Origin of the sequence: Azospirillum soli (genome assembly GCF_017876165.1) — a bacterium.
GTDB lineage: Bacteria > Pseudomonadota > Alphaproteobacteria > Azospirillales > Azospirillaceae > Azospirillum > Azospirillum soli.
Genome location: NZ_JAGINQ010000002.1, coordinates 236,235 through 256,115 on the forward strand (window position 1 = coordinate 236,235; position 19,881 = coordinate 256,115).

Annotated in this window: 20 protein-coding genes; 12 read left to right on the forward strand and 8 right to left on the reverse strand. The window is 67.5% G+C overall.

Features of this window, described 5'->3' with window-relative positions:
- Position 1 precedes the first annotated feature (1 nt).
- From grpE to J2852_RS04145, 3 genes are all read left to right on the forward strand, one after another.
- Complete coding sequence (gene grpE, locus J2852_RS04135) at positions 2–631, forward strand: nucleotide exchange factor GrpE (protein WP_209871363.1); 630 nt, start codon at positions 2–4, stop codon at positions 629–631.
- 208 nt (positions 632–839) lie between these two features.
- Positions 840–1,205, forward strand: a complete 366-nt coding sequence (locus tag J2852_RS04140; RefSeq protein ID WP_209871365.1) for a response regulator — start codon at positions 840–842, stop codon at positions 1,203–1,205.
- Between the two features lie 13 nt (positions 1,206–1,218).
- Positions 1,219–1,548 (forward strand): DHCW motif cupin fold protein, encoded by a 330-nt coding sequence (locus J2852_RS04145; protein ID WP_209871368.1) that lies wholly within the window; start codon positions 1,219–1,221, stop codon positions 1,546–1,548.
- Here the strand turns inward: J2852_RS04145 and J2852_RS04150 are convergent.
- Positions 1,535–2,422, reverse strand: coding sequence for a DUF1848 domain-containing protein (locus tag J2852_RS04150; RefSeq protein WP_209871371.1), 888 nt, complete (start codon positions 2,420–2,422; stop codon positions 1,535–1,537). The two genes, J2852_RS04145 and J2852_RS04150, sit on opposite strands and share 14 nt — an antisense overlap.
- Before the next feature lie 92 nt (positions 2,423–2,514).
- Here J2852_RS04150 and J2852_RS04155 point away from each other — a divergent pair, with 92 nt between their 5' ends.
- Positions 2,515–3,003, forward strand: a complete 489-nt coding sequence (locus J2852_RS04155) for a hypothetical protein (protein ID WP_209871374.1) — start codon at positions 2,515–2,517, stop codon at positions 3,001–3,003.
- A 62-nt stretch (positions 3,004–3,065) separates the two neighbouring features.
- Here the strand turns inward: J2852_RS04155 and J2852_RS04160 are convergent, their stop codons facing one another.
- Positions 3,066–3,269, reverse strand: a complete 204-nt coding sequence (locus J2852_RS04160) for a hypothetical protein (protein WP_209871377.1) — start codon at positions 3,267–3,269, stop codon at positions 3,066–3,068.
- A gap of 484 nt (positions 3,270–3,753) precedes the next feature.
- Between J2852_RS04160 and dnaK the strand changes: the two genes are divergently transcribed.
- Both dnaK and dnaJ read left to right on the forward strand, forming a co-directional pair.
- The gene (gene dnaK, locus J2852_RS04165) at positions 3,754–5,745 is read left to right on the forward strand and encodes a molecular chaperone DnaK (protein ID WP_281418407.1); all 1,992 of its coding nucleotides are present in this window, start codon (positions 3,754–3,756) and stop codon (positions 5,743–5,745) included.
- A gap of 114 nt (positions 5,746–5,859) precedes the next feature.
- Positions 5,860–7,026 carry a molecular chaperone DnaJ gene (gene dnaJ, locus J2852_RS04170; RefSeq protein WP_209871384.1) on the forward strand — a complete coding sequence of 389 codons (1,167 nt, stop codon included), beginning with the start codon at positions 5,860–5,862 and terminating at the stop codon, positions 7,024–7,026.
- Positions 7,027–7,168: 142 nt separating this feature from the next.
- Here dnaJ and J2852_RS04175 read toward each other — a convergent pair whose 3' ends face one another.
- The gene (locus tag J2852_RS04175) at positions 7,169–7,744 is read right to left on the reverse strand and encodes a TetR/AcrR family transcriptional regulator (RefSeq protein WP_209871387.1); all 576 of its coding nucleotides are present in this window, start codon (positions 7,742–7,744) and stop codon (positions 7,169–7,171) included.
- On the reverse strand, positions 7,732–8,181 hold the full coding sequence (locus tag J2852_RS04180) for an SRPBCC domain-containing protein (RefSeq protein WP_209871390.1): 450 nt from the start codon (positions 8,179–8,181) through the stop codon (positions 7,732–7,734). The genes J2852_RS04175 and J2852_RS04180 overlap by 13 nt, the downstream gene beginning before the upstream one ends.
- 305 nt (positions 8,182–8,486) lie before the next feature.
- Between J2852_RS04180 and J2852_RS04185 the strand changes: the two genes are divergently transcribed.
- Entirely contained in the window at positions 8,487–9,617 is a 1,131-nt protein-coding gene (locus J2852_RS04185) for a GGDEF domain-containing protein (RefSeq protein WP_209871392.1), read from the forward strand.
- A gap of 115 nt (positions 9,618–9,732) precedes the next feature.
- On the opposite strand, the gene J2852_RS04190 is transcribed toward J2852_RS04185, so the two are convergent.
- The 3 genes from J2852_RS04190 to J2852_RS04200 all read right to left on the reverse strand — a co-directional run bounded on the left by J2852_RS04190 (position 9,733) and on the right by J2852_RS04200 (position 14,040).
- A complete protein-coding gene (locus J2852_RS04190; protein WP_209871395.1) occupies positions 9,733–10,455 on the reverse strand; it encodes a Bax inhibitor-1/YccA family protein in 723 nt (240 codons plus the stop codon).
- Positions 10,456–10,610: 155 nt separating this feature from the next.
- Positions 10,611–13,136, reverse strand: a complete 2,526-nt coding sequence (locus J2852_RS04195) for an ABC transporter permease (protein WP_209871398.1) — start codon at positions 13,134–13,136, stop codon at positions 10,611–10,613.
- A 169-nt stretch (positions 13,137–13,305) separates the two neighbouring features.
- On the reverse strand, positions 13,306–14,040 hold the full coding sequence (locus J2852_RS04200; protein WP_209871403.1) for an ABC transporter ATP-binding protein: 735 nt from the start codon (positions 14,038–14,040) through the stop codon (positions 13,306–13,308).
- Positions 14,041–14,146: 106 nt separating this feature from the next.
- Here J2852_RS04200 and J2852_RS04205 point away from each other — a divergent pair, with 106 nt between their 5' ends.
- From J2852_RS04205 to thpR, 4 genes are read left to right on the forward strand one after another with little or no spacing between them, the layout of a single operon-like run.
- Positions 14,147–14,743, forward strand: a complete 597-nt coding sequence (locus tag J2852_RS04205) for an arylesterase (protein WP_425514349.1) — start codon at positions 14,147–14,149, stop codon at positions 14,741–14,743.
- 4 nt (positions 14,744–14,747) lie between these two features.
- On the forward strand, positions 14,748–15,920 hold the full coding sequence (locus J2852_RS04210; RefSeq protein WP_209871409.1) for an FIST signal transduction protein: 1,173 nt from the start codon (positions 14,748–14,750) through the stop codon (positions 15,918–15,920).
- Between the two features lie 13 nt (positions 15,921–15,933).
- A complete protein-coding gene (locus J2852_RS04215; RefSeq protein ID WP_209871412.1) occupies positions 15,934–16,977 on the forward strand; it encodes an NADP(H)-dependent aldo-keto reductase in 1,044 nt (347 codons plus the stop codon).
- 32 nt (positions 16,978–17,009) lie between these two features.
- Complete coding sequence (thpR, locus tag J2852_RS04220; protein ID WP_209871415.1) at positions 17,010–17,546, forward strand: RNA 2',3'-cyclic phosphodiesterase; 537 nt, start codon at positions 17,010–17,012, stop codon at positions 17,544–17,546.
- Between the two features lie 197 nt (positions 17,547–17,743).
- Here thpR and J2852_RS04225 read toward each other — a convergent pair whose 3' ends face one another.
- A complete protein-coding gene (locus J2852_RS04225) occupies positions 17,744–19,006 on the reverse strand; it encodes a UbiH/UbiF/VisC/COQ6 family ubiquinone biosynthesis hydroxylase (RefSeq protein WP_209871418.1) in 1,263 nt (420 codons plus the stop codon).
- A 289-nt stretch (positions 19,007–19,295) separates the two neighbouring features.
- Here J2852_RS04225 and glnK point away from each other — a divergent pair, with 289 nt between their 5' ends.
- Positions 19,296–19,634 carry a P-II family nitrogen regulator gene (glnK, locus tag J2852_RS04230; protein ID WP_085555610.1) on the forward strand — a complete coding sequence of 113 codons (339 nt, stop codon included), beginning with the start codon at positions 19,296–19,298 and terminating at the stop codon, positions 19,632–19,634.
- Positions 19,635–19,881: the final 247 nt, after the last annotated feature.

Genomic DNA, 19,881 nt, shown 5'->3' on the forward strand with positions numbered 1-19,881 from the left:
CATGAGCGAAGAGCAGAACAAGCCCGCCGAAGCCGAGCTGGAGCCGACGAAGACCTCCAACGGTGCGCAGGGCGCCAATGGGCAGACCAACGGCGCCGAGGCCGCTGCCGCCGCGCCGCCCGAGGAGCGCGTGGCCCAGCTGGAAGCCGAGGTCGCCAGCCTGAAGGACCAGCTGCTGCGTTCCATGGCGGAGGTCGAGAACACCCGCCGCCGCGCCCAGCGCGACCGCGAGGACGCCAGCAAATACGCGGTGTCCAGCTTCGCCAAGGAGCTGGTGACCGTGGCCGACAACCTGCGCCGCGCGCTGGAGGCCGTGCCGGCCGAGGGCCGCGAGCAGGACGAGATGCTGAAGAGCCTCGCCGTCGGCGTCGAGGCGACCGAGCGCCAGCTGTTCGCCGCCTTCGACCGCGCCGGCATCAAGAAGATCGACCCGACCGGCGAGCTGTTCGACCCGAACTTCCATCAGGTGATGTTCGAGATCGAGAACACCGGCAAGCCGGCCGGCACGGTCGTGCAGGTGCTCCAGCCCGGCTACACCATCCATGGCCGCCTGCTGCGCGAAGCCATGGTCGGCGTCGCCAAGGCCGGCCCGAACGACGCCGGCGGTCAGCACGTTGACACCAAGGCGTAAGTCTGGGGCGTAAGTCTGTGTTCGGGAGCCGCCGCGCGTGGATTGGCGCGCGGTGGCTCTTGCGGCAGATTGTCGCGATTGGGGCCAATCCGCTGGTTGACGCCGGTTCGTAAGAGGCCTAAGGGCTTGTGCCGCGCGCCGGAGACCCGATTTGGGTGGGCGTGCCGCATCGCACTCCATGGCTTCAGCTCAACGAGGGACCGGCCCCGTGCCCAAGAGCATCCTGACCGTCGACGATTCCAAGACCATCCGCGACATGGTCACGTTCACGCTTCAGAAGGCGGGCTACGCCGTGTCGGAAGCCGCCGATGGCGCCGCCGGGCTGGCGATGGTCAACAAGCAGAAGTTCGACTGCATCATCACCGACCTGAACATGCCGGGCATGGACGGCCTGGCCCTGACCAGGGCGATCCGCGGCAGCGCCAACAACCGCGCCACCCCGGTCCTGCTGCTGACCACCGAGTCCGACCCGGCCAAGAAGACCGCCGGCCGCGAGGCCGGAGCGACGGGCTGGCTGGTGAAGCCGTTCAACCCGGAAAAGCTGGTCGAGACCGTGAAGAAGGTCTGCCCGTGAAGAAGCCTTTCCAATGAAGATTGCCGACCTTCCGTTCGGTCTCACCGACTGGAGCGACGTGCCGGTCACCACGCACCCCGGCGAGAGCGGCCACGCCCTGTGGCGCACGCGCCAGTTCGGGGGTATCCGCGTGCGAATGGTGGACTATTCGCCCGGCTATCTGGCCGATCACTGGTGCAGCAAGGGCCACATCCTGCTGTGCCTGACCGGTTCGATGGTGACCGAACTGGCCGACGGCCGCACCTTCACGCTGACCCCCGGCGTCAGCTATCAGGTCGCCGATGGTGCCGAGCCGCACCGCTCCTCAACCGAAACGGGCTGTACGCTCTTCATCGTAGATTGAGCTTCGCCGGCGCGAAGAGAAACTCCCCCTCCGGATCATGCGTGCCGAAGCGCCGCTGCGCCGTCGCGCGGTTCGCCACGGCGTAGCAGTAGACGCAGCCGTGCGGGCAGGTGTCGTAGTCGCCGATGTCGCGGCTCTCGGCGCAGAAGCAGCCCGGCCGGTTGCCTTTTTGCCGGGCTTGGATTGGGCGGCCCGCGACGTCGGACAGGCGCTCCGCGTCCACGCAGCGGGTCGGCGTCACTCCCGCAACGCCATCCAGTTCCGGCTGCGTGCACAGGGTCAGCGCCATCCCATGGTCGGCGGCGATGCCGGCCAAGTCCGCCAGCAGAGCGCGTTTCTCCTCCGCGTCCGGGTCGCGCCAGGAGTGGCCGGTGGCGTCCATGTTGCGCGCGGTCTTGCGGTAGGGCTGGAGGAAGGACACCACCGCCTCGTCCGTCACGCCGCGCAGACGCCCGGCGATCCGCGCGAAGGTCTCGCAGTGCCAGGAGGGCGGCGTCGCGTCGGTCGTGACGACGGGGTCGTAGCGCCACACCGCCGCGCGCGGCCCCCAGCGGTCGCGGACATGCTCCATATGCTCCACCGCGCGCTCCCAGTCGGGGACGGAGCGTTCCAGGGCGGTCGGCAGGCCGGTGACGCTGTACTGCACGACGAAGGGGAAGCCCGCGCCCGACACCACGTCCAGCGCGCCGAGGAAAGGGCCGAGATTCTTGGTCCAGAAGACGAAGCCGTCCACCGCCCCGCGCGTCAGGTCCACGCGGTAGGTCTGGCCGCCGTAGGGGTTCACCATGCGGCAGAAACCGGCATCCAGGCGGTTCAGGAACCAGCGTCCGTAGAAGGCGGGAATGTCAGTCTTGTAACTGGCGGAAACGATCATCGGCGAAGCATGGGAGACCGCATTCCCCTTATCAAGACTGGACGGCCAACCGCTTCGGCCTAAAGTGCCCTCAAAATGCACAGGAGAGCGCCGTGACCGGCGAGAGAGACCAACAGATCGAATGGAACGACGTGGTGCGCTTCCGGCTGCCGGCCGGCTGGCGCGCCGACGTGGAGGAGCATGAGGGCCATTCCGTCGCGGCCTTCCACCCGCCTGCCCCGGTGGGCGGCGTGCTGCGGCTGGTCACCGACCGGGTGGCGCCCAAGGAAGGACCGGACGGCGTGACGGCGGTGCTGCGCGAGATGGCTCTGCGCTTCGTGCGCCCGCAGGACTCGCGGGCCAGCGACCGCACGGTCGAGCCCTGGGGCGAGGACGGCATCGTCGCGCAAGCCGTGATGATGACGGAAGAGGACGGCCGGACTGACGCGCACTACCTGTGGCTGGTCGGGGCCGAGCGCGCCGGACAGGCCTCGGTCGCCATGTTCAGCTACGGCCTGCCGGCCATCATGGACGGTGATGAGTCCTGCGCCGCCACCCTGGCCCAACTGGACGCGGCCATCCGGGCGGCGGAGATTCTCTGACCGAACCGCCCCCCGCAACGAAAAAGCCGCCCATCGGAGGGCGGCTTTTCAGGGGAAGGGCGTCAGCAGTGGCCGGCGCCGCCGGCCATCAGGGCCTTCAGTTGAACGGCCTTGGGATCATGGGCCAGCGCCGCTTCCTCCGCCGCCATCGCGGCGAGGCTGATGAAGCGCGCCAGATCGTCCAGATCGCACTTCGTCGCGTCGTCCATCAGGCTGTCGAGGCAGGACTTGATGGCCAGTGCCACGTCGCGCCGATCGTCCATCATGGTGATTCCCCCTGGAATACTGTTCGCAGTTCCCCGCATGGGGCCGCCGGTCCGCGAACAAGAACGGCGCCCTACCCCGAACGGATATACCATAGCCAGGAGGGGCTTTCACTATTAGAATCTTGGGACATAAAATAACCAGAGCAACTGCCAATTGATTCGGCTGGTAAAAGCACACCGCCTCACATTAATGAAAAGTTAACAGCGGGCTTCGAGTTCTTGTAAGTGTGTTAATGACTTGTAACAATGGTCCGTTCGTCCCCTCGGAGGGGTGAATATCCGGGTATATACGCGGAGCGACTTTGAATACACTAGTATTCCATTGCCGCGCGAGGCCGCTCCCGCGACGATATGTCCCGGCGTGCAGGGCCGGTTTGCACCTTTTGCCGGTTGAGCGAATAACCGGGGCGTTGCAGGGCGAAACGCACCTGCCTATATCTCCGGCGACAGTCGTGATCTCACCCAAACCGTTTCCACTGACCCGATGGGGATCGCGGTGGTGCCGGAACACACGGGCCGCCACGCATCTGCCGAACAACAGAGGCTGAACATGAGCAAAGTCATTGGCATCGACCTCGGCACCACGAACTCGTGCGTGGCCGTTATGGAAGGCTCCAGCGCCAAGGTGATCGAGAACGCCGAGGGCGCGCGCACCACGCCGTCCATGGTGGCCTTCGCGCAGAACGGCGAGCGTCTGGTCGGCCAGCCGGCCAAGCGTCAGGCGGTGACGAACCCGGAAAACACCCTGTTCGCCATCAAGCGCCTGATCGGTCGCCGCTTCGACGATCCGCTGACCAAGAAGGACCAGGGCCTCGTCCCGTACCGGATCATCTCCGGCGACAACGGTGACGCCTGGGTGGAGTCCTTCGGCAAGAAGTACAGCCCGTCGCAGATCAGCGCCTTCATCCTGCAAAAGATGAAGGAGACTGCGGAAAACTACCTGGGTGAGAAGGTCACGCAGGCGGTCATCACCGTCCCGGCCTACTTCAACGACAGCCAGCGCCAGGCGACCAAGGACGCCGGCAAGATCGCGGGCCTGGAAGTCCTGCGCATCATCAACGAGCCGACGGCCGCGGCGCTCGCCTACGGCATGGAGAAGAAGGGCAGCGGCACCATCGCGGTCTACGACCTCGGCGGCGGCACCTTCGACATCTCGGTGCTGGAGATCGGCGACGGCGTGTTCGAGGTGAAGTCGACCAACGGCGACACCTTCCTGGGTGGCGAGGACTTCGACGCGCGGATCATCGATTACCTCGCGGACGAGTTCAACAAGGAGCAGGGCATCGACCTGCGCAAGGACCGCCTGGCGCTTCAGCGCCTGAAGGAAGCGGCGGAAAAGGCGAAGATCGAGCTGTCCTCGGCCATGCAGACCGAGGTGAACCTGCCCTTCATCACCGCCGACCAGTCCGGTCCGAAGCACCTGAACATCAAGCTGACCCGCGCCAAGCTGGAAGCCCTGGTGGACGAGCTGGTCCAGCGCACCATCGAGCCCTGCAAGGCGGCTTTGAAGGACGCCGGCCTGAAGGCCAGCGAGATCGACGAGGTGATCCTGGTCGGCGGCATGACCCGCATGCCGAAGGTCATCGAGGCGGTGAAGCAGTTCTTCGGCCGTGAGCCGCACCGCGGCGTGAACCCGGACGAGGTGGTCGCCATCGGCGCCGCCATCCAGGGCGGCGTGCTGAAGGGCGAGGTGAAGGACGTCCTGCTGCTCGACGTGACCCCGCTGTCGCTGGGCATCGAGACGCTGGGCGGCGTGTTCACCCGCCTGATCGACCGCAACACGACCATCCCGACCAAGAAGTCCCAGGTCTTCTCGACCGCCGAGGACAACCAGAACGCCGTGACCATCCGCGTCTTCCAGGGCGAGCGCGAAATGGCCGCGGACAACAAGATGCTGGGCCAGTTCGATCTGGTCGGCATCCCGCCGGCCCCGCGCGGCGTGCCGCAGATCGAGGTGACCTTCGACATCGACGCCAACGGCATCGTCAGCGTCATGGCGAAGGACAAGGCCACCGGCAAGGAGCAGCAGATCCGCATCCAGGCGTCGGGCGGCCTGTCGGACGCCGACATCCAGAAGATGGTGAAGGACGCCGAGGCCCACGCCGCCGACGACAAGAAGCGTCGTGAGCTGGTGGACGCCCGCAACCACGCGGACGCGCTGATCCACACCACCGAGCGGACCATCAAGGAGAACGGCGACAAGATCCCGGCCGGCGACAAGACCGCCGCCGAGGCCGCCGTCGCCGAGCTGAAGACCGCGATGGAGGGTGACGACCTCGAAGCCCTGAAGTCGAAGACCGAGGCCTTGGCCCAGGTGTCGATGAAGCTGGGCGAGGCCATGTACAAGGCCGGCCAGGGCGAGGCTCCGGGTGCCGGTGCCGCCGGTGCCGCCGGTGCGGGCGCCGCCCCGAACGAGCCGGGCGTGGTCGATGCGGACTTCGAGGAAGTCGACGACGACAAGAAGAAGTCGGCGTAACGTCACGGCCGGGTAGACCCGGTCCCATGCTACACCGTCCGGCCCGTCACCATTCCACCGGTGGCGGGCCGGCGGTATGCTGGGTTTATTGGATGTGAAGGCGGTCGGGGCCCCATGGCGAAACAGGACTATTACGAACTGCTCGGAGTGGCGAAAGGCGCCAGCGCGGACGAAATCAAAAAAGCGTACCGCAAGATGGCGATGCAGTACCACCCGGACCGCAACCAGGGTGACAAGGAAGCCGAGCACAAGTTTAAGGAAATCAGCGAAGCCTACGAAGTCCTGAAGGACGAGCAGAAGCGCGCGGCCTACGACCGCTTCGGCCACGGCGCCTTCGAAGGCGGACGCGGCGGCCCAGGAGGATTTGGCGGCGGCGGTGCCGGGGGCGGCTTCGGCGGCTTCGATTTCGGCGGCGGCGGGTTCGCCGACATCTTCGACGAGATGTTCGGGGAATTCATGGGCGGCCGGCGCGGTGGCGGCGGTGCGGCCTCGGGCCGTGGCCAGGATCTGCGCTACAACATGGAAATCGGTCTGGAGGAGGCCTTCAAGGGCACCCAGGCCAACGTGCGCGTTCCCACGTCGGTGCAGTGCGACGGCTGTAACGGTTCGGGTGCGGCGGCCGGCACGCAGCCGATCACCTGCCCGACCTGCCAAGGCCACGGCAAGATCCGCGCGCAGCAGGGCTTCTTCACCATCGAGCGCACCTGCCCCGGCTGTCACGGCCAGGGCCGCGTCATCAAGGACGCCTGCAAGACCTGCGGCGGCGCCGGCCGTCTGCGCAAGGAGAAGACCCTTCAGGTCAACATCCCCGCCGGCGTCGAGGACGGCACCCGCATCCGTCTGGCCGGCGAGGGCGAGGCGGGCTTGCGCGGGGCGCCTCCGGGCGACCTCTACATCTTCCTGGCGATCGCGCCGCACCCGATCTTCCAGCGGGACGGGGCGAACATCCACTGCCGCGTGCCGATTCCCATGACCACGGCGGCGCTGGGCGGCACGGTCGAGGTGCCGACCATCGAGGGCAGCCGCACCAAGGTGACGGTCCCCCCCGGCACCCAGTCCGGCCACCAGTTCCGCATCAAGGGCAAGGGCATGTCGGTGCTGCGCAGCCAGCAGCGCGGCGACATGTACATCCAGGCGGTCGTCGAGACTCCGGTCAACCTGACCAAGAAGCAGCAGGAACTGCTGCGCGAGTTCGACAAGGCCGGCAAGGAAGGCTCCCACCCGCAGTCCGAAGGCTTCTTCGCCAAGGTGAAGGAGCTGTGGGAAGACCTGAAGGACTGAGCGACCGTTTCGGGTGGGCCCCCACCCAACCCTCCCCCACCTCACGGCGGGGGAGGGCTACACAACCTGCCCCCGTGCGCAGCATGGGGGAAGGAGGGGCCCACGGCAAAGCCGTGGGAGGAAGGGGGCCTCGCTGCAGCACCTACCCGTGCAAACCGGCAATCAACAGATCCACCATCCTCTCGAAGCTCTCGTCGATGCTGGCGGACAGGCCGAAGCCGTGCGCCCGTTCCAGCACGATGAAGCCGTGCAGCGCGCTGCGCAGAGCCCGCACCGCGTGCACCACGTCGTCCCCGGTGAGACCGCGCTTGCGCAGGGGCCGGCCGACGACCTCCACCACCTCCAGAAAGGCCGCCGACAGTTCCGGATCCTCGCCGGGCGTCACCGCGCGCTGCGTTGCCTCGTACAGGCCGGGGTGCGCGTGCGCGAAGGCGCGGTAGGCGCGGGCGAGCGAGCGCAGGCCATCGAGGCCGCTCGTGCCTTCCAGGGCGTCCTGAAGCGCGCTCTTCAGGGCACCGGCCGCGTGCAGGGCCAAGGCCCGTTGCAGCCCGTCCAGCCCGGCCACATGGGCGTACAGCGACGGGGAGCGGACCCCCAGCCGTTCCGCCAACCGCGCCAACGTCACCGCACCCAGCCCTTCGGCATCGGCCAGCGCTATGGCCTCGTCAAGCACCCGATCCAGCGTCAGCCCGATCCGCCGCGCCATCAGGCGGCCCATTCCACGACCATCGCCTCGGCCCGCTGCTTCAACGCGCGATTCATCGCCTCGAACCCCGCCCGCGTCGGATCGGCAATGCGCTGCCACAGGAGAGGCACGAGCAGGCCGCGAAACGTCTCTTCATGGATGAAGCGAACCCCGGCCCCGTCCGATTCAATGCGGAAGCTGTGCTCCCCGTCAAACAGGCCGGGCAACAGCACGCGGCCGAGCCAAGTCAGTTCTCGACCAGGGATGCAACGGATGACGGTCGGGCGGAAGGTCATGGGGGCGGCACCCTCCGGTGCGATGGAGACGCGCAGACGGGCGCCCTCGACCAACTCGCCCTGGAAGTCCCGAATGAAGGGGTTCCACGCGGGATAGGCCGCAACGTCGGTCAGAATCGACCAGACCACGGAGGCGGGTGCGTTGATGGCAATGACGGTCTGGATGCTGCGCATGACGGCTCTTCTTGTCTAATGTCCTTAGACGTCATCATGCCTAATGCCGTTAGACAGATCAAGTGCGCCACCGCGCCACAGATGGTATGACCAGTTGTCCGTTGACAGCGAATCCCGTCTTGCGCGAACAGTAACCATTCAATTCGCATGGAAATCGACCGTGGTTTCAGTGGCGACGCGCCCGGCCCGCGCAAACGAACCGATCCTAAGATCTCACAGGAAATTAAGTTGCCCGGAGGGACGGTCGCGTGTATCTACAGGCGCTTAATCTCCTGAGGCGGTTCGCGGAGAGGGCGTTCCAGGCCGTGAGCGGTGATCTCTCCTTCGAGCAGTTGCGCGACCTGATCCATCCAGGCGGTCACACGCCGTTGATCCAGCGTCGGCGCGCGGTTCTGATCCATTCACGCGTGCGCATGGTCGCGGCGGCCTTCGCCGTCCTGACGCCGCTGTGGGTGGTCATCGACGTCATCATCTTCGGCTGGCCGCTGTGGGGCTATCTGGCGGCCCTGCGTCTGGTGGCGAGCGCCGCCTTCGGCGCGCTGGCGCTGGGATACCGCATCAGCGACGACATGCACAGCGCGTGGCGCGGGCTGGCCCTGCTGCTGGCCGTGCCGACGGTGTTCTTCGTCATCTCCCACCCCATGCTGAACGAGCATGAGATCGTCGGCGTCGCCGCGGCGGTGGCCGCCGGATACGCGTTTCTGCCGTTCGTTATGGTGGCGGGGCTCAGCGTCTTTCCGCTGACGGCGGGGGAAAGCGCCGTGTTCGCCCTGCCCATGCTGTCGGCCCACCTACTGGCCGGCGTCTACGGGTCGCTGGTGTTCCCCTTCCCCTCATACCTCGGCGCGCTGTGGCTGCTGGTGCTGATCATGGTGGTGGCGACGCTGGCGGCGATGAGCCAGTTGCACTTCATGATGGCGCTGGTCGATCAGGCGTCGCACGACGGGCTGACCGGCGCCTTCTCCCGCCGCATTGGCGAGGAGCTGCTGCGCCTCCAGTTCGCGCACGCCCAGCGGTCGGACTATGCCTTGGCGGTGGTCTTCTTCGACCTGGACAACTTCAAGGGCATCAACGACCGCTTCGGCCACGACGAAGGCGACAAGGTGCTGCGCGGCGCGGCCGAGGCCATACGGGAGATGCTGCGCCAGTCCGACGTTCTGGTGCGCTGGGGCGGCGAGGAATTCGTGGTCATCATGCCCAACACGCCCCGCGACGGCGCCCTGACCGCCGTGGAGCGGCTGCGCATCAAGGGCTTCGGCCTGCGTCCGGACGGCACCCCCCAGACTGCCAGCATCGGCATCGCCGAATACGGCACCGACCGCCCGGCGGATTGGGAAAAGCTGGTCGATCTGGCCGACCACCGCATGTACCTCGCCAAGCAGAACGGCAAGGACCGCATCGTCGCGGGCGACAAGGTGTTCGAGACGGCGGACTGACGCTCCTTGCGGGCATACTCAGTCTTCACGGAAACAGCCGCACAAACGAAAACCGCCCGGAGGGTGGTCCCCTCCGGGCGGCGGATCGTCGTGCGCTGTAAGAGCGCCGGGCCGGCTACTCGTTGCGCTGTCCCAGGAACTGCAGCAGGAACTGGAACAGGTTGATGAAGTCGAGATACAGGGTCAGCGCGCCCATCAGGGCCAGCTTGCCACCGCTCTCGTGGTCATAACCCTCGGCGTACTGCTCCTTGATCGCCTGCGTGTCCCAGGCGGTCAGACCGGTGAAGATCAGGACGCCGATGGCCGAGATGGCGAAGTGCAGCGCCGGCGACTGGAAGAACAGGTTCGCCAGCATGGCGATGACCAGACCGATCACGCCCATCATCAGGAACGAGCCCATCTTCGACAGGTCGGCCTTGGTTGTGTAGCCGTAGAGGCTCATCGCCAGGAAGGTCGCGGCCGTCACGAAGAAGGTCAGCGCGATGCTGGCCCCGGTGAAGACCAGGAAGATCGCCGCCATCGATAGGCCCATCGCGCCGCAATAGGCCCAGAAGACAAGCTGGGCGGACGCGAAGGACAGCCGGTTGATGCCGAACGACAGCACCATCACGAAGGCCAGCGGCGCCAGCATGACCACCCATTTCAGCGGCGTGCCGAAGATCGCCTGCATCATGGCCGGGCTGGTCGAAACAAGGAAAGCCACCAGGCCGGTCAGGACGAGGCCAGCGCCCATGTAGTTGTACACGCGCAGCATGTGCTGCCGCAGGCCCTCGTCGAAGTAGCCCCGATCGACCGTGCGGCCGGCGGTCGCGTATCGGTTAAAGGTCGGGTCAGCCATGGTCATCCTCGGAAAAATGTGATTCCCGTTGCCATGACATATTGGCGACCGCAGCCTGGACTTCAACGGCAATCGGAAGCACGACCATAGTGTGAAACAACGTTCATGAACTTGCCATATCGGATCCGGGCAAGATGAACACTGTTCATCGAGAGCTATTCATTGCGCAACAACGGTGCCGAGGGCTGCCCCAGCGCTCGCCACGTCCCGTAAAAGCCGAAAGCCAGCGTGATCGCCGTGCTGAGCAGCGCGGTGGTGACGACGGCCGATGGCAGGAACGTCCAATCCCAACGCATCATGAAGGTCAACACCGCCCAGGCGGTCAGTGTACCGATGCACCCGGCGATGGCGGCGGTGAGGATGCCCAGCAGCCCGTATTCCAGCAGGAAGGCGCGCAGCACGTCGGCCCGCGTGGCGCCCAGCACCTTCAGCACCACCGCGTCGTAGACCCGGCGGCGGTGCCCGGCCGCCACGGCCCCGGCCAGCACCAGCGTGCCGGCGGCCAGCGTGATCCCGGCGGTGATGCGCACCGCCGTGCCGATGTGGCCCAGCATGCTGTTCACCGTGTCCAGCGCGTCCTTCACCCGCACCAGCGTGACGTTGGGGAAGCGTTGCAGGACGGCGCGCTGCACCTGCGATTCGGCGTCCGGCTTGGCGCGGATGGTGGCGATCCAGGTCTGCGGCGCGCGCTCCAGCGTGCCGGGCGCGAAGACCAGCGTGAAGTTGATCGCCATGGTCGCGAAGTCGGCGGCGCGGACGTTCGCCACCGTCGCCTCGATGGTGCGGCCCAGGATGTTGATGCCCAACGTCGCGCCGGGGCCGATGCCGAAGGCGTTCGCCACGCTCTGGTGGATGGAGATCAGCGGCGGCCCTTTGTAGTCCTCCGCCCACCAGGAGCCGGCGACGATCTCCGAATGCTCGGGCAGCTTGGCGGAGTAGGTGATGCCCCGGTCGCCGGACAGAACCCAGGCCTGATCGGGGTTGGCGAGCGCCTTTTCCGCCTCTTGCCCGTTCACCCGCTCGATCCGGCCGCGCAGGGACGGCACGGCCTCGAAGCCGCCGGTGTCGGGGATGCCGGTGACCAGCTGGCGCAAGGGCTCGAACTGGTCGGGCTGGATGTCGACGAAGAAGAAGCTGGGTGCGTCCTTCGGGATGGTCTCGTTGACGCGGCGGGAGAAGTTCCCCTCGATCAGCGCGATGGCGACCAGCACCGTCAGGCCGAGACCCAGCGACAGCACCACCGTCCCGGTCGGGTTGCCCGGCCGGTAGAGGTTGGCGAGCGCCAGCCGCAGCCCCGGCCGGCGCGGGCGCCCGACGGCGGCGGCCCCCTTGGTGACCAGCCAAGCCGCCACGCGGAAGGCGCCGAAGGTGGCGATGGAGCCGCCGACGAACCACGCGGCGAAGACCTTGTTCTGCGCCGTGGCGATGGCGAGCGCCGCCAGCGCGGCGACGGTGACGGCCATGGCGACCAGATAGACGGCGCGCGGCCGCCCGCCCGCCGGGGCGATCACGTCGCGGAACAGCGCGCCCGCCGGCACCTCCCGCGCGCGGCCGAGCGGCCACAGCGAGAAAGTCAGCGCCGTCAGCACGCCGTACAGCGCAGCCAGCGCCAGGGCGCCGGGATAGACGCCGATGCGCGCGGAGACCGGGAGGAGACCCTCCAGAAGAACGCCGAGGCCCAGCGGCGCCACCGCGCCCAGCGCCAGCCCGAAGACGATGCCCAGCGCCGACAGCGCCAGGATTTGCATCAGGTAAAGCTGGAAGATCAGATCGCCGGGCGCGCCCAGGCATTTCAGCGTCGCGACCGTCCGCGCCCGCGAATCGAGGTGGCTGCGCACCGCGTTGCCGACGCCGACGCCGCCGACCAGCAGGGCGGTCAGCCCGACCAGCGTCAGGAACAGGGTCATGCGCTCGATGAAGCGCTCCACCTGCGGCGAGGCGTTGGTGAAGTCGCGCACGCGCCAGTTCGCGTCCGGAAAACGCTCCTTCAGCGCCGCCTGCCACGCGGTCAGCGTCGTGCCCGGATTCAGGGCGACCTTGGCGTTCCAATAGACGATGCTGCCCGGTTGCAGCAGGCCGGTCTGTTCCAGCGACGGCAGCGCCACCATCAGCCGGGGGCCGAGCGAGAAGGCGTTGGAGGACGCGCGGTCCGGCTCGCGCGCCAGCACGCCGCGAATCACGTAGGCGCCGTCGCCCAGCTGGACCGTGTCGCCGATCTTCAGCGACAGGCGGTCGAGCACGCTTTCCTCGACCACGGCGCCCCAGGCCCCGCCCTTGTTGGACAACGCGTCCTGAAGATTGCCGTCCGGGCGCAGGGCCGGCTGGCCGTAGAGCGGGTAGAGGTTGTCCACCGCCTTCAGCTCGACCAGGGAGGAGCGCACGCCGTCGCCGGAGCGCGCCATGGCCCGCATCTCCACCGACTGCGAGACGCGGCCGGATTGCTCAAGGTAGGCGCGCTGCTCGTCGGTGACCGGGCTGTAGATCTGCCGCACGGCCACGTCGCCGCCGAGGATGGCGCGCCCGTCCGCCTGCAACCCGGCGAGGATGCCGCCGGACACCGACTGCACGGCGGCGATCGCCGCCACGCCCAGCGTCAGGCAGGCGAGGAAGATCCAAAAGCCCTTGAGGCCGCCGCGCAGTTCCCGGCGGGCGAAGCGGAAGGCGAGAGGGAGGTTGTTCATGGGCGCACCAGAAACCCGGAACAGTGCGGGCACCGGACCCCCACCCAACCCTCCCCCACCTTCGGCGAGGGAGGGCTCTTTGACGCGTGCGGCGGAGTTCCCTTCCCCGCCGTCCAGTGGGGGAGGGTTAGGGTGGGAGTCCGCCGCGACCACGAGAGCAAAATCATCCTCACTCCCCCGCCACGCGGACGCGTTCGGCGCGGGCGGCCAGCCCGTCGTCCACGATGCGGCCGTCCTTCAGGCGCACGGTGCGGTCACAACGGGCGGCCAGCGCCGGGTCGTGGGTGATCAGCACCAGCGTCGTGCCGCGCCGTTCGGCAAGGTCGAACAGCAGTTCCACGATGGTGGCGCCGGTGTCCACGTCCAGATTGCCGGTGGGCTCGTCGGCCAGAAGCAGAGACGGCTCGGACACGAAGGCGCGGGCCAGCGCCACGCGCTGCTGCTCGCCGCCCGATAACTGACCGGGATAGTGGGTGAGACGGTGGCCCAGCCCGACCGCCTCCAGTCCGGCGCGGGCGCGGTCGAAGGCGTCCTTGGCGCCGGCAAATTCCAGCGGAATCGCCACATTCTCCAGCGCGGTCATGGTCGGGACGAGGTGGAAGGCCTGGAAGACGATGCCGACATGGTCGCGGCGAAAGCGCGCAAGCCCGTCCTCGTCGAGCTTGCCGAGATCGTGGCCGACGACGCGGACGGTGCCGCCCGTGGGCCGCTCCAGCCCGGCCATCACCATCATCATCGTCGATTTTCCGGAGCCGGAAGGGCCGACCACGCCGACCCTCTCGCCACGGTCCACGCGAAGATTCAATCCCCGCAGGATGTTGACGGGTCCGGCCGCACTGTCCAATCTCAAGTGGACCTCGTCGAGGTCGAGGATGGACGAGGCAGCGGAATCGGGTCGGGACATTGGAATGCGTCTCACGAACATGCAGAAAAGCCTTTCGCCATATGGCTTGGCCCGTCGCCATTTCAACACGGCGCTTCTGGGGCTCCTCGTCGCAGCGGGGGTGGGCGTGAGCGCGCCGGCACTGGCCGCGAACGGTACGGTGAAGCTGCTGGCGCTGGGCGACAGCCTGACCGCCGGCTATGGCCTGCCGGAGCCGCAGGGCTTCACCGTGCAGCTGGAAAAGGCTTTGAAGACCAAGGGCTACGCCGTGGACATCATCAACGCCGGCGTGTCCGGCGACACCACGGCGGGCGGGTTGTCGCGACTCGACTGGGCGCTGGCCGACAAGCCGGACGCGGCCATCGTGGAGCTGGGGGCGAACGACATGCTGCGCGGGCTTGACCCCGACGCCGCGCGCGCCAACCTGGACGCCATCCTGAAGCGCCTGACCGCCGAGAAGATCCCCGTACTCCTCGCCGGGATGTACGCGTCGCCCAGTTTGGGCCGCGCGTACGGGGAGCGGTTCAACGCCATATACCCGGAGCTGGCACGCACGTACGACGTACAGCTCTACCCGTTCTTTCTGGACGGAGTCGCGGCCGACGCGGCGCTGAACCAGCCGGACGGCATCCACCCCAACGCCGCCGGAGTGAAGGTCATCGTGGAGCGGATCACGCCACACGTCGCCCGCCTCCTGGACAACGTCATCAAGAACGGAGGCTGATATCATGGCGTCCCTGGCCGGCGAAAGCGCCACCGACATCCAGTTCAAGGCGGCCTCGGCCGTCGGTCCCGAGTGGGGCCAGACCGTGAAGGCTTGCCTGGACGAGCTTGGCCCGGTCGAGGGCTGCAACCTTGGCTTCCTCTACATCACCGACGCGCTGGCGGAGCACGCGACCAGCATCGTCACGCTGCTGCGCGGGGTGACCGGCATCCGCGACTGGGTCGGCACCGTCGGCATCGGCGTCTGCGCCAACGACGAGGAATTCTTCGACCAGCCGGCCGTCGCCGTCATGGTCGCCCGCCTGCCGGAGGACAGCTTCCGCCTGTTCCCCATCGTATCCGGCGATCTGGAACCACTGCGCCGCATGGCCGGCGGCTGGCTGGACAAGAACGGCGCCGCGCTGGCGCTGGTGCACGCCGATCCGCGCAACCAGCAGCTCCCCAGCCTCGTCGCCACCCTTTCGGAATCGACCGGGGCTTTCCTGGTCGGCGGCACGACGGCGTCGCGGTCGGAGTTCCCGCAGTTCACCATCCCCGGCAACACCGCCACCATGACCAGCGGCCCGGTCGGCGACGGCGGCGTGTCGGGCGTGCTGTTCGCCCCGCATCTGGCGGTCGCCACCGGCCTCAGCCAGGGATGCACCCCCATCGGCCCGGTGCGCACCATCACCGCCGCCGAGGAGAACGTCGTTCTGGAGATCGACGGCCGCCCGGCGCTGGAGGTCTTCAAGGAGGACATTGGGGAGATTCTGGCCCGCGACCTGCGCAAGGTGTCCGGCTATATCTTCGCCGGCCTGCCGATTCCGGGATCGGACACGGCCGACTATCTGGTCCGCGACCTGATCGCCATCGACCCGCGCGCCGGCTGGATTTCCGTCGCCGAGCGGGTGCAGACCGGCCAGCCCATCCTGTTCACCCGCCGCGACCAGCAGAGCGCCGAAACCGACATGCGCCGCATGCTGGCGAACCTCAAGAAGCGGGTAAAGACGACGCCGAAGGGCGCCCTTTACGTCAGCTGCATCGCGCGCGGCCCCAGCCTGTTCGGCGAGGGAAGCCAGGAATTGGCCATGATCCGGGAGGTCTTCGGAGACATTCCGCTGGCCGGATTCTTCGCGAGCGGCGAGATTTCCCACAACCGCCTGTATGGCTATACCGGCGTCCTGACCCTGTTCCTCTGAGGATATTCTTCTGATGCAATACCGCCCGCTTGGCCGCACCGGCCTGTCGGTCAGCGCCATCGGCCTCGGCACCATGACCTGGGGCCGACAGAACACCGAGGCCGAGGGCCACGCCCAGATGGATTACGCGCTCGACCAGGGCGTGACTTTCTGGGACACGGCCGAGATGTACGCCATCCCCCCGACCGCCGACACCTACGGCCGGACGGAAGAGATCATCGGCAGCTGGTTCAAGGCGCGCGGCAAGCGCGACACGGTGATCCTCGCCACCAAGATCATCGGACCGCCCAACGGCGGATTCGAGTGGGTCCGGGGCGGCACGTCGAAGCTGGACCGCGCCAACATCCTGGCGGCGGTCGAGGCTAGTCTGCGCCGTCTCCAGACCGACTACATCGACCTGTACCAGCTGCACTGGCCCGACCGGTCCACCAACCGCTTCGGCCCGCGCAACTACGTCCACCGCCCGGAACTGGACGGCACGCCCATCGAGGAAACGCTGTCGGTGCTGGACGAGCTGGTGAAGTCCGGCAAGGTGCGCCACGTCGGCGTTTCCAACGAGTCGCCCTGGGGCGTCATGGCCTTCCTGCGCGCCGCCGAGCAGAAGGGCCTGCCGCGCATCGCCTCGATCCAGAACCCCTACAACCTGCTGAACCGCAGCTTCGAGCAGGGCTTGGCCGAGGTGTCTTTGCGCGAGGATGTCGGCCTGCTGGCCTACTCGCCGCTGGGGGCCGGCACGCTGGCGGGCAAGTATCTGGACGGCGCCATGCCGGCCGGCACCCGCCGCGCCATCGACCACCGCAAGTCGCGCTACGCCACCGTCAACGCCGACGCGGCAACCAAGGCCTATCTGGACGTCGCCAAGCGCCACGGCCTGTCGCCGACGCAGATGGCGATCGCCTTCACGCTGCACCAGCCCTTCGTGGCGTCGTCGCTGATCGGCGCGACCACCATGGAGGATCTGAAGTCCAACATCGCCGCGATCGACGTCACCTTGTCCGACGAGGTGTTGAAGGACATCGAGGCGGTGAACGACCGCTATCCCGATCCCTGCCCTTAAGCTCTGTTGAGCCGTAACGCCGTAAGGTCCTGATGCTCCGTCTCTTCGTCGCGCTCGACTTTCCCGAGGACATCCGCCAGCGGCTCGCCGGGCTGGGCGGCGGCGTTCCGGGAGCCCGCTGGACCGAGGCGGACAACCTGCACCTCACCCTGCGCTTCATCGGCGAGGTGCCGGAGGATCAGGCGGCGGAGATCGACGAGGCGCTGGCCGGGATCACCGCCCCCGCCTTCGATCTGGTGCTGGACGGCGTGGGCGTGTTCGGCAATGGCCGGAACGCCCGCGTCCTGTGGGCGGGCGTCGAGCGCAGCGATGCCCTGTCGCACCTTCAGGCCAAGGTCGAATCGGCCCTGGTCCGCTGCGGCCTGCCGGCGGAGGAGCGCAAATTCTCCCCGCACATCACGCTGGCCCGCCTAAAGGACGCGCCCAAGGACCGCGTCGGCCGCTTCATCGAGGAACGCGGCCTGTTCCGCGCCGGCCCGATGCGCATCGACCACTTCACCCTCTACCGCAGCCAACTCGGCAAGGGAGCGGCGGTGTACGAGGCGTTGCGGGAGTATCCGTTGAACTGAGGGCTGCCACTCCCCTCATTCCCGCGAAGGCGCATGGCTGTCCGGTGAAACATTTCCGCTTGGAGCGTTCTGTTTCTTCACCGTCATCCCCGCGCAGGCGGGGATCCAGAAGTTCCCCACCTAAAGCGCTTGTTCGGCCTGGATTCCCGCCTTCGCGGGAATGACGGATTGAAAAGCGGCGGGCTCCGAAAGGCCGCTTACAGCGGCACGCCCTTGATCATGCGGGGCAGGTCGCCGACCACGCCCATGGCGTGCCGCATGAAGAAGCGCTTCAGCGGCGGCAGGCGGTTGACGACGGCCATGCCGACGTCGCGGGCCAGCCGGATCGGCGGGATGTTGTTGGAGAACAGGTGCACCAGACCGTCGCACACGGCGGCCAGCAGCACCGTGTCGAACCGCCGCCAGCGCTGGAAGCGGGCCAGCACCTCCGGCGAGCCGACGTCCAGGCCCAGCCGGTGCGCGTCCACGATTACCTCGGCCAGGGCCGCCACGTCGCGCAGGCCCAGATTCAGCCCCTGCCCGGCGATGGGGTGGATGGCGTGGGCCGATTCGCCGACCAGCGCTAGACGCTCCGCGATGAAGCTCTCGGCCAGCAGGACGGAGAGCGGCCAGGACTCGCGCCGGGTCAGGATCTCGATGTCGCCGAGATAGCCGCCGGAGCGGCGCGTCAGCTCCGCGATGAACTCCTTCTCCGGCAGCTTGAGATACATATCGGCCAGCGACGACTTCTCGCTCCACACGATGGAGGAGCGGTTCTCCGTCATCGGCAGGACGGCGAAGGGGCCGTTCGGCATGAAATGCTCGACCGCCACGCCGTTGTGCGGCTCGGAATGGCGGATGGTGCAGATGATGGCGGTCTGGTCGTAGGCCCAGCGCCGCACCTTGATGCCGGCGCCGTCCCGCGCCAGGGAGCGGCGGCCGTCGGCGCCGACCACCAGCCGCGCCTTGACCACCCGCCCGTCGGCCAGAATCACCGTGGCGCCGCTGCGCGTGCGCTCGATGGCCGTCGCCTGGGCGGGGGCGAGGTGAGTGAGTCCCGGCAGCTCGGCCGCGCGGGCGAACAGGGCGCGGCGCATGTCCTTGTTGTCGAGGATCCAGCCGAAGGGCTGGTTCTTGCCGTCCACCGTCACGTCGGTGTGGTCGTAATGGACGAACAGCGGCGAGAACTGGTCGGCGACGCGGATGTCCAGGATGGGGCCGGCGTGCGGCTCCATGTGCTTCCACACGCCCGCCCCCTCCAGCACCTTCATGGAGGCGTAGGCGACCGCCGTGGTGCGGATGTCGAAGCCGTCGGTAGCGTGGTGGTCGGGGCTGTCGCGGTCGATGCAGACCACCGGCACGCCCGCCGTCGCGAGCGCCGCCGCCATGCTGAGCCCGGCGAGACCGCCGCCCAGCACCACGACCTCCGTCGTGATCTCCCGTGACGCGTCGGTGCCCGTTTCGGTGTTCAGCTCGGCCATGGTGACTCTGCCCTGTTGATGCGTTGCAGGGGAACAATCGTCTCACACCGGGCGGAAGTCCAGTGCCGCCGCGTCGCGGCTTGCTTGCTGCCCATAATATAGGCACTCTCTGCCCAAGGGCGCGCCTTGTTCGTCGAAAGCCACCGGAAACCGCCGCTCTCACAATCGGCACGGTTTTTGAATTCATTGCATTCTGCGGTCGAGGCGAACACGCTCGATGCACGTTCGGGGGTTTAACCGAGGGGGCCGGGCGACCGCGGGCCGGCACACACGCTTAAAGGGGAGCCACATGAAACTGGTTATGGCCATCATCAAGCCGTTCAAGCTGGACGAAGTGCGCGAGGCGCTGACGTCGCTCGGCATCCAGGGCTTGACCGTCAGCGAGGTCAAGGGCTTCGGCCGCCAGAAGGGTCAGACGGAAATCTACCGCGGCGCCGAGTACTCCGTGAGCTTCCTGCCCAAGGTCAAGGTCGAGGTCGCCGTGTCTGACGACCAGTTCGAGCAGGTGGTCGAGGCGATCCAGAAGGCCGCCAACACCGGCCGCATCGGCGACGGCAAGATCTTCGTGCTGGAGATCGCCCAGGCCGTGCGCATCCGCACCGGCGAGACCAACGCCGAGGCCCTGTAAGGCCAGAGCGTGAAAGCCACGGCGTAAAGGCCAAGGCCCGTCCGCTCCGGGTCCTTCCGCCCACGGCCCCATGTGGCCGGCGGAATGGACCCTGGGCGCGCGAGCGTCCGCCTGTCTTTTCTTTCGGGGCTTCTTTCCGGGCGATGGCGGGGACTTCATTCCGCCTGGGCCTATGCTTCTCCTGGTCCGGCCATTGTCCGGTTTTGTGCCCTTGTGCCGGGACACCACCACCGATAGGATCGTTTCC